A 9,369-nucleotide genomic window follows, 5' to 3' on the forward strand; every position below is an offset into this window, starting at 1 on the left:
GTGCGCACCGCCCCCCGCCGACCTCCCCGCCCCCAGGCCCTCACAACCGACTTGTGCCCGGTAACCCTCACCCCGGCCGGACACCGGGGTCCGCGCCGGGGATCCCGAGATGCCCCACGCCAGCAGCGAGCCGAGGCCGCAGGCCAGGACCGCCACCCCGGTCGGGCGCACCAGCGGACGGCTGCACAGGGCCCCCACGGCCGCGCCGGTCAGCGCGCACGCGAGGACCGCCAGCACCCCGGCCACGGCGGCGTCCTGCGGTTCCACGTGCTCCGACCTGCCGGAGTCGGCGATCAGCAGCACCGTGGCCGTGCCCGCGGCCGCGGCGAGCAGCGCCCCTCCCAGCGCGGTGAGCAGGGCCGCCGCGTGCACCCGTACGGGGCCCACCGCGGCGGCGGCGCAGTCGCGGGCGGCATCGGGTTCGCCGGTCACGCAGACCCGGACCAGCCAGGCCGTGACGGGCACCAGTCCGGCGGCCGTGAAGCCCAGCGAGTCCAGCAGCGGGTCGCCCGGCCGGACCCCGGCGGCCAGGAAGGCCGCGTACAGGAGCAGCGGGGCGATCCACCGCTGCGAGCGCAGCAGCAGGGCGCTCTGGTAACGCAGCAGGCCGGTCACGGCAGTTCCTCCACGGCTCGGATGTGCCAGGGCGCGGGCGCGGTGAGCAGGGCGCGCAGCACCGCGTCGGAGCGGGCGGCGGGCACCGTCAGCAGCAGGCCCCCGCCGGGTGCGGGCTCGGCGGCCAGCCCCGGGGGCGGCTCGGCGCCCGGCGGGCCGGCGGCCTCGATCCGTACGCGGGGCCCGGTGCCGGCGGGCCCCGCGGGAGCCCGGACGGGGACCAGCGCGGTCCCCTCGACCCGGTGGTGCGCGTCGGCGGCGCCGGCGAGCCGCGCCGGGTCGTGGTCGACGAAGACCACGGTGCCCCCGGCGGCGGTCCGCTCGGCGACGGCCCGGTCCAGCTCGGTGCGGGCCGCGGCGTCGAGCCCGGTCCACGCCTCGTCGAGGACGAGCAGCCCGGGCTCGGCGAGCAGAGCCTGGGCGACGGCCACCTTCTGGCTGGAGCCCTTGGAGAGTTCGGCCAGCGGGGTCCGCGCGTACGCGGCGGCACCGAACCGCTCCAGCCACGCGGCGGCCCGGTCCGCCGCGTTCGGGCCCCGGAGCCCGTGCACGCGGCCCATGTGCGTCAGGTAGGCGGTCGCGGTGAGCGGCAGCGCCGCCGGGAAGCGCTCGGGCACGTAGGCCGTGCGGCGCGGCCGGCCGGTGATCCGCCCCTCGGTCGGGGTGTCGATCCCGGCGATGATCCGCAGCAGCGTGGACTTGCCGCCGCCGTTGCGGCCTTCGATGCGGACGAGGGCGCCCGGCGGCAGCTCCAGCGCGACGCCGCGCAGCACCCAGGGGCGCCGCAGTCCGTGGCGGCGGCCCACGCCGGTGAGTTTCAGTGGGCCGCCGCCGTCTCGGTCGCTTCGCTGGGGCGGACGATGACGAAGCCCTCGCCGCGCAGCATCAGCTGGACGGCCTCGCCGGAGCCGCCGCGGATCATCGAGCCGACCGACTGGGAGCGGTGCAGGCCCGTCTCCAGCCGGGCGCTCCAGCCGACCACCGCGTCGGTGTCCACGTACACGGGGTCCTGCGCGGTGACCGGGATGATGATCGGGTGGCCGTCGCAGACCACGGCGAGCTTGCCGGTGCCGGTGAAGACGCTGTTGAAGAGGCCGCCGCCGGTCATGCCGGCGCCCTTCACCATCTTTATCTCGTAGGAGAGCGTGGGGTCGAAGCAGAGCACGTTGCGGCCGTTGACCGTCAGCGCGTCGCCGGGCTCGAACTCGATGATGAAGCACTGTTCGGCCCGGTGCGCGAACCAGGCCTCGCCCTGCCCGCGCACGGACATCAGCGGGAGGCCCTCGCCGGTGACGGCGCGTTTGAGCATGCCGCCTATGCCCTGTCCCTTGCGCTCGAACTGGAGGTTCCCGCGAAAGGCGACCATCGAGCCCTGTCGGGCGAGCATTTCACCGTTGACGGTGTACTTCACGGACTTGGCGTTCTGGAGGGTCATGCCGGGTGCGGCAGCGGGCCGGGCCAGGTTCTCGGACGAGAAAAGGTCGCTCTTCATGGACTCGATCCTCACCCGGTCCGGGACCCTGCGGCATCATCCTGAAGTGGGAGCCTGGCATCCTTGGCGGGATGAGCAGCCAGCACCGGAACCACACTTCAGAGGTACCCGCGGTCGGGGCGGACAGCCCCTTCCGGCAGGAGCACGCCGCCCGCGACGAGGCACCGCAGTTCGTCCTGCCCCTGGTGGTGCGGATCGAGAAGACCGAACCGCCCGCCCGGACGGACGCACTGGAGACGGCGGCCCGGGCCGTGCTGGTCCTGCTGACGGACGAACGCGCGCACGGCGAGGGCGAATGGGCCGAGGCGGTCCGCAACTGGCAGGACGCGCGGATCCGGAAGGTGGTGCGGCGGGCCCGCGGGGCGGAGTGGCGCAAGGCCGGGGACCTGCCCGGTGTCACGGTGCACGGTGACACGGCGGAGGTACGGGTCTTCCCGCCGGTGCCCTTGGACGGCTGGCCCAAGGAGCTGGCGAAGCTCCAGGTCTCGGGGACCGACCTGGACGACCCGGAGCCGGTCGGCCCGGCCGAGCCGGGGACCGCGGTGCTGTGGCTCAACCCGGACCTGGAGATGTCCGCCGGCAAGACGATGGCCCAGGCCGGGCACGCGGCGCAGCTGGCGTGGTGGGAACTGACCGCCCCCGAGCGCACCGCGTGGCAGGACTCCGGTTTCCGGCTGGCCGTACGGACGGCGGCGCGCGAGCGGTGGGCGGAGCTGAGCGGGAGCGGCCTTCCGGTGGTGCGGGACGCCGGGTTCACGGAGATCGCACCCGGTTCCGCGACGGTGGTCGCGGACCACCCGGCCCTGCGGGCCCGGCTCGCCGGCGGGGTTCCGGGCTGACCCGCGTCCCCGCACTCCCCCCGGATCCCGACTTCCGCCCGGACGCAGGCGAGCCTGCGGGGCGCGTCGTCGGGGGACGCCTACACCTGCTGTTTCCGCGGACGCATTTCCTGGAGCGTGAAGGAACTGCCGGTCGGGATGCTAGTCGCCAATATCTTCTTCACGGCCTCCCCGGGCGCCGACCCCGCGGTTAGGAGACCGAGGATGCCGTTGCTCCGGCCGAACTCGTCGGAGGGCCCTTCACGGATCAGGGCGGCCCCTGAATCACCCTGCTCCGCCTTGCCTCCACGCAGCGACATGCCGATCCAGTAAGAGAACCTACCGTCGTCTTCCTTCGCCATCCATGTCGCTTCCTCGCTGGAAATCACGGCGTGCTGCACCTCGCCGGTCTGCGCCCCGATCCACATCACGTTGTCCCCCACTTTGGCGTTTTGCTCGATCTGGAGTGGGTCGGTCCCGTTGTGGATACCGGGGATGGCGTGCGACGTCAGCTCCAGGTCCTCGGGGACCTCGCACCACGCGAAGTCGTACACGTTCCTGAAGGCCCGCTTCTGGCGATCCGAGGGGTAGGTCGTGTAGTCGTAGGTTCCGTCGCACACCCCGATCGCGTTGGACGACCAGAATTCGAGGACCGCCGGCTGGGGCTGGTAGACGACGAGTCCCGGTCCGCGCGAACGATCGCCGATGACATGGCAATTGGAGATCAGACAGCGCTTACCGAGGAAGTACGTGGTGACGCCCATCGTGCCCGCGGCCAGATAGCCCCAGCCCCAGGGCTGGAGCCAGGACGTCGGACGCGGGCTTGCGATCTGGTACCCGCCCGGGCAGGGGCGGCCCCCCCACTGGGAGAGGGCCGACAGCGGACGGATCCAGCCGGTTTCGATCACGTCCGTGGGCACGGACATGCGCCGGATCGACCCGTCCGGCTGGATGACATCGGCCTCCACCGTCGGCGGCACGGGGAAGTCGAGGACCGTCAGGGAGGCGGGAGACTTCTTCTGGACGACACCCACGACGATGGCCCGTTCGCCGGTCTCGTGGCCGCCCACCGTCTTCACGCCGGTTTCGAGGAGCACGATGTTGGGGCAGGAGATCCACTCGTCCACCGCGGTGTGCACTTCTGTCAAAGGCACCGGTCCGGCACTCATCGCACGCCCCCGTCCGCAGCGGCCGGAGCGGCCGGAGCAAGGAGTTCTCGCATCTGCGCAGACATGGGCAGCTCCTTCTTCAGTGGACGCGGCGGAAGGCCGGCCGGATCGTGCGGGCCGTCGATCACCGCAGGTTCCTCCGATCCGTAGATGAGGGACGACAGGGCGTTCCCGTTGGTGTCGAACACCGTGACCACGTTGGTGAGCTGCCAGTACAGGAACATCTGCGCGGTTTTGCCCGCGGTGTTGTCGAAAGCCTGCGAGATGAAGGACGTGGTCTGCGTTTTCATGCTGACCTGCTGGAACGTGCTGGAGCTTCCGCTCACCGATGCCGAAATGCTGGCGGAGATCGGCCCCCAGCCGGCACTCGCACTGACCCCCACGGAGGCCGCCACCTGGGACTGCTGCGATGTCGTGACCTCCATCCCCGAGGTGGTCGTGTAGTTCTCCGTCCTGTACTCCCCCTTTGCGATGGAGTACGACTCGGGAAGCCGCCGCCAGTACTGCTCCCGGGCGACGCCGTTGCCGTTGACGGTTCCGCAGCCGACCACGACCCGTGGCGAGTCGGGCGGAATGACGACGTCCTGGTTGGGCGCCGGCGGCAGTCCGATGTCGTTGGGGTTGAGCAGATGGGAACACTCGACGGTGAGGATCAGGTTTCCGCCGTTGTAGGAGTCCGCGGCCGTGGCCGGAAGGACGGCGGCGAAGGCGCCGGTGTAGTAGTTGACGAAGATGAAGTATCCGCCCATGTCGATCGGCACGGTGAAGGTCCACCACTGGGTTCCCGCCGCCAGGTGCATCGACGGGTTTCCCTCGCCGAAGGTATTGCCGTTGGGCACCATGCCCAGCCAGACCCCCGTGTCGGAGACGAGGTAACAGCCCAGGGGAATTTCGGTGGCATTCGCGAAGGTGAACGTCCCGGTATTTCCGGTGATCGTCGACACCAGCGTTCCGTCGAGCGCCTGCTGATAGGTCGAGTTCATCTGCATGATGTTCTCCCTGTACGTCAGGACATCAATTCGGAAGGTCCAGGCATGGTGTACGGGCCGCCGATCACCATCGGCTGCGTTCCGGTGACGATGGATCCGAGGGGGTTGTTCTTGCTGTCGTAGATCGTCACGCTGTCGGCCAGCTGCCAATACAGCATCATCTCGGGCGATTCGGCGGTGGGATCGAGGCTGTAGGTCTCGGCAACGTAGGACGTCGTCTCCTCGGTGACCGTGACCTGCTGGAAGTTCGTGGAGGAGGTACTCAGCGAAGCGGAAACGGACGCGGAGACAGGACCCCAGCCGGCGCTGGCCGACGCGTTGACCGAGGTCTCGAGCGTGCTCAGCTCGGAGGTGGTTTCCTGTTTCCCGGAGGTCACGGTATAGGAACTCTGCTTGGTCTCTCCGGGCGCAATGCTGTAGGAGTCCGGCAGGCGTTGCCAGAACTGCTCCCGGACCACCACGTTCGACGAACCGCTGTTGACCGACATCAGGCCGCACCCGACCACGACCCGGGGCGAATCCGTCGGAATGAGTATTCCGGCGTCGACGTCCGGCACCGGTATCGTCCCGATGTCGTTCGGCTCCAGGAGGTCCCAGGTCGTGATGCAGATGTCGCCGGCGACGGACGGCGTCCCGAAGACCGCGGCAAAGGCGCCGGTCAGCGCATTGGTGAACAGCCAGTACCAGCCCAGTGTCGGATTGCCCTGCGCCATCGAACTGCCGCCCTGATAACCCGCCTTGGTCGCGCCCGGAATGAGATAGCCCGGCTCTCCGGGCAGGAAGGTCTGCCTTTTGGCACTCCAGCCCCAGTGGCTTCCGTCCCCGGCTATCAGGTACATGTTCAACGGTATGGCCGTCATATTGTGGAACGTCAGACCGAATCCCGATCCTGAGCCCGTGGAAGACGTCAACGTCCCGTTGATGGCCTTCCGGTAGTCGTCGTTCATCTGCATGGGTCGTCTCCGCTCCTCCGCCCACGTTCCCGACGGATGGGTTGCACGTGAAACCGACAGGGTGAAAGCGACGAGGAGGGAGTCCTGGGATCGGCAGCCGCTTGCAGCCCGTCGGCGCGCCCTGGCGCACCGCGCCGGACGTGATCGATGCGGTCCGGACGGCAACGCGACGTCGTCGGCGTGATCCGGCGCGCTGCGGGGAACGAGGCGAAAGGGGGGAGGATCTCGCCGGGCCCGATCGAGGGCAGGTCACCTGCCGGGGCTCCAGGATGGCGGAGCCCTGTGAGCCGGGTCGTCGTCGCCGTACTCACCGTAACCTGAACCCACACCGGCCGCACCCCGCGGTGAGAGGCCCGAACTCGCCCCGGCGGGCGCCCGCGAGCTGCTCCGGCTCCCGCTGCGCGCACCTCTGCGGAATCCGGGAACCTCAAATGTTGCTCTGAACGTCCCTTCCCGCGGTTGGCCCGAGTCCGTCGGGGCGATGACATCGGCACACGACCGATGAGAGGGGGGCGAAGGGACATGAAGACCATGGCACACCTGGGGGTGGGCATCGGCTGGCGGCCGGAGATCGCGGATGCGGTCGAGCGGCTGCCGGGCCTGGACTGGGTCGAGGTGGTGGCCGAGAACATCTGTCCCGGCCACCTGCCCGCGTCCCTGCTGCGGCTGCGCGAGCGCGGGGTACGGGTCGTGCCGCACGGGGTCTCGCTGGGCCTCGGCGGCGCGGAACGGCCCGACGCCGCGAAGCTGGCCGCGCTCGCGGAGCGGGCGGTGGCGCTGGGGGCGCCGCTGGTCACCGAGCACATCGCCTTCGTACGGACGGGCTCCCCGGTGCTGGAGGCGGGGCACCTGCTGCCGGTGCAGCGGACCCGGGACGCGCTGGACGTGCTGTGCGAGAACGTCCGGATCGCGCAGGACGCCCTGCCGGTACCGCTCGCGCTGGAGAACATCGCCGCACTGATCTCCTGGCCCGGGGAGGAGCTGACGGAGGGGCAGTTCCTGACGGAGCTGGTGGAGCGGACGGGGGTCCGGCTGCTGATCGACGTCGCCAACCTGCACACGAACCGGGTGAACCGGGGCGAGGACCCGTTCGCCGTACTGGACGCGATCCCGCTGGAGGCGCTCGCGTACGTGCACGTCGCCGGGGGCGTGGAGCGGGGCGGGGTGTGGCACGACACGCACGCGCACCCGGTGCCGCCGGTGGTGCTGGACATCCTGGCGGAGCTGCGCGGCCGCGTGGAGCCGGCCGGGGTGCTGCTGGAGCGGGACGACGACTTCCCGGCGGAGGAGGAGCTGGCGGCGGAACTGGCCGCGATCCGCGCGGTGGTCACCGCCGCGGGACCGACCCCCGCACGGCGGGCGCCGCACGCACCGGACGCGTCGGACACACCGGCGGCTCCGCACGCGTCGGACGCACAGGAGACGTCGCACGCTCCGCACGCACCGGCGGCGCACGCACCTGACGCGCCGCACGCGTCGGAGGCACCGCACGCGTCGGACGCACCGCACGCTCCGCACGCGCCGGAAGCGTCGGCGGCGTCCGGGGCTCCGGAGGCCTGTGCCGCGTCCGGCGTGCCGGCGGGCCCGGAGCGGGCCCGGGTCCGGGTCGGTCTGGAACAGGCGGCCCTGCTGTCCGCCCTGGTGGCCGGCACGCCCGTGCCCGAGGGGTTCGACCGGCAGCGCGTCCGCGTGCAGGCGCGGGCGCTGGCCGCCAAGCGGGCCGGGGTCGTCGCGAAGCTCGCGCCCGAGCTGCCCGGGATCCTGGGCGGCGAGGACCCGTACCGCGAGGCGTTCCTCGACTACGCCCGCAACCGGCCCATGACCGCCGGATACCGGCGCGACGCCCTCGACTTCGCCGAGCACCTGCTGATCCGGGACCTGCCCGCCGACCCCGCCGCCCGGCGCCGGCTCACCGCGTGGTGGCAGGACCGGGCCGGGGCGCGGCCGCCGCGCCGGATCGTGCGCTGGGCCCGCACCCTCGTGGGGCGTGCCGCATGAACGTCCTCGCCGTCGCGATCTGGATCGCCGTCATCGCGTCCACCCTGCTGCTGGGCCTCGGCGTGCGGCGGTCCCGGCCGCGCCCGGCCGGCCCGGCGCCGCGCCTGCACGACCTGTCCGAGGCCGCGTTCATGGCCGGCGGCCCCGGGGCCGTGGTGGACACCGCGCTCGTCTCGATGCTCGGGGACGGGCGGCTGGTGGCCGGCGGTCCCGGCATCGTCCAGGTGCGCCCCGGGGCGCGGGCCGGCGACATCGGCGAGCGGGCCGTCCTCGAAGCCCACCGGCAGGCGCCGTCCGGCTGGCTCTACCAGGTGCGGTACGCCGCCATGACCGACCCGGCCGTCCAGGAGACCGGCGACTCGCTCGCCGCCCGCGGCCTGCTCGCCCCGCCCGGCTCCGGGCGGAAGTGGCGGCGCCGGGCACTGATCCAGACCGTGGTGTGCGCGGCGTGGGTGGTGTTCTCGCTGCCGCTGACGTTCGTGGCGCTGGCGCTCGACCCGGACCCGCAGGTGCCGTTCATCCTCAAGGTGCTTCCCGCTCTGGCGGGCGGGATCGTGATGGGCTGCGTCCTCGCCAGGCAGGCCCGCAAGCGGCTCACCCCGGCGGGGCGGGCGGCGCTGCGCGAGCTCCGTGCGCAGTACCTGAACGACCGGAGTCCGTACGTGCAGACCGCCCTGTACGGGCTGCGGGGGCTGCGGGACCCGCACCTGCGGGGGCAGTTGGTGCCGGCCGCCCGCGGTACCAGGCTGGCGGCCGCCCAGGCCCGCGCCGCGCGGCGGGGCACCTCCTCGGCCTCGTCGTCCTCGTCCTCGTCCTCGTCCTCGTCGCCGGTCGACTCCTGCGGGTCTTCCGCCGTCGTCCTGCCCGTCGTATGGTGCGCGGGCAGTGACGGCGGGGGTGGCTCCGGGTCGGGCTGCGGCGGCGGTTCCGGTGGCTCCGGTTGCTCGTCCGGTTCCGGTTGCTCCAGCGGTTCGAGCTGCTCCGGCAGTTCGAGTTGTTCCAGCGGTTCCAGTTGTTCCAGCGGTTCCAGTTGTTCCAGCAGTTCGAGTTGTTCCAGCAGTTCCAGTTGCAGCAGTTCGTCCGGTTCGAGCTGCGGCAGCAGTTCCTGACCGGGCACTTCTACACCTCGTGGGAATCAGCCATGTTCTGGGTCCTGCTCCTTCTGACGGCCTGGGCCGGGGTGCTGGTGTCGTGCACCCTCCTGCTGAGAGCCGCCGCCATGGCCTCGGTGCCCGCGCCCGCACCCGACGGGGGTGCGGGCGCGCCCCAGCGGCCAGTCGAACTGAACCCGAACCATACCCGCGATCTACCCGGCGGCCCCCGGCCGGGGGGCCA

At 71.8% G+C, this 9,369-nt stretch carries 9 protein-coding genes and 1 pseudogene; 4 read left to right on the forward strand and 6 right to left on the reverse strand.

Annotated elements, in window-relative coordinates:
• The 3 genes from ACFXA3_RS24370 to ACFXA3_RS24380 all read right to left on the reverse strand — a co-directional run.
• On the reverse strand, positions 1 to 615 hold a 615-nt coding region (locus ACFXA3_RS24370), incomplete at its 3' end, for a hypothetical protein (protein WP_385190082.1).
• Positions 612 to 1,436: an ATP-binding cassette domain-containing protein gene (locus tag ACFXA3_RS24375; protein WP_385190102.1), complete on the reverse strand. Its 825-nt coding sequence runs from the start codon at positions 1,434 to 1,436 to the stop codon at positions 612 to 614. The genes ACFXA3_RS24370 and ACFXA3_RS24375, both read right to left, overlap by 4 nt.
• A complete protein-coding gene (locus ACFXA3_RS24380; protein ID WP_385190084.1) occupies positions 1,433 to 2,107 on the reverse strand; it encodes an AIM24 family protein in 675 nt (224 codons plus the stop codon). Before ACFXA3_RS24380 ends, ACFXA3_RS24375 begins: the two co-directional genes overlap by 4 nt.
• Before the next feature lie 71 nt (positions 2,108 to 2,178).
• Here ACFXA3_RS24380 and ACFXA3_RS24385 point away from each other — a divergent pair, with 71 nt between their 5' ends.
• Complete coding sequence (locus tag ACFXA3_RS24385) at positions 2,179 to 2,946, forward strand: aminoacyl-tRNA hydrolase (protein ID WP_385190087.1); 768 nt, start codon at positions 2,179 to 2,181, stop codon at positions 2,944 to 2,946.
• 80 nt (positions 2,947 to 3,026) lie between these two features.
• Here the strand turns inward: ACFXA3_RS24385 and ACFXA3_RS24390 are convergent, their stop codons facing one another.
• The 3 genes from ACFXA3_RS24390 to ACFXA3_RS24400 are packed head-to-tail and all read right to left on the reverse strand — an operon-like array spanning position 3,027 to position 6,036.
• The gene (locus ACFXA3_RS24390; protein ID WP_385190090.1) at positions 3,027 to 4,052 is read right to left on the reverse strand and encodes a hypothetical protein; all 1,026 of its coding nucleotides are present in this window, start codon (positions 4,050 to 4,052) and stop codon (positions 3,027 to 3,029) included.
• A gap of 38 nt (positions 4,053 to 4,090) precedes the next feature.
• A complete protein-coding gene (locus ACFXA3_RS24395) occupies positions 4,091 to 5,083 on the reverse strand; it encodes a hypothetical protein (RefSeq protein WP_385190092.1) in 993 nt (330 codons plus the stop codon).
• Between the two features lie 17 nt (positions 5,084 to 5,100).
• On the reverse strand, positions 5,101 to 6,036 hold the full coding sequence (locus ACFXA3_RS24400) for a hypothetical protein (protein WP_385190095.1): 936 nt from the start codon (positions 6,034 to 6,036) through the stop codon (positions 5,101 to 5,103).
• Between the two features lie 522 nt (positions 6,037 to 6,558).
• Between ACFXA3_RS24400 and ACFXA3_RS24405 the strand changes: the two genes are divergently transcribed.
• From ACFXA3_RS24405 to ACFXA3_RS24415, 3 genes and pseudogenes are all read left to right on the forward strand, one after another.
• The gene (locus tag ACFXA3_RS24405) at positions 6,559 to 8,034 is read left to right on the forward strand and encodes a DUF692 family multinuclear iron-containing protein (RefSeq protein ID WP_385190097.1); all 1,476 of its coding nucleotides are present in this window, start codon (positions 6,559 to 6,561) and stop codon (positions 8,032 to 8,034) included.
• Positions 8,031 to 9,143, forward strand: coding sequence for a TIGR04222 domain-containing membrane protein (locus ACFXA3_RS24410; protein ID WP_385190100.1), 1,113 nt, complete (start codon positions 8,031 to 8,033; stop codon positions 9,141 to 9,143). The genes ACFXA3_RS24405 and ACFXA3_RS24410 overlap by 4 nt, the downstream gene beginning before the upstream one ends.
• Positions 9,101 to 9,369, forward strand: a pseudogene (locus tag ACFXA3_RS24415) (hypothetical protein); the annotation flags it as partial. The gene ACFXA3_RS24410 and the pseudogene ACFXA3_RS24415, both read left to right, overlap by 43 nt.

It is taken from the genome of Streptomyces sp. NPDC059456 (assembly GCF_042750055.1).
In the GTDB taxonomy this organism is placed as follows: domain Bacteria; phylum Actinomycetota; class Actinomycetes; order Streptomycetales; family Streptomycetaceae; genus Streptomyces.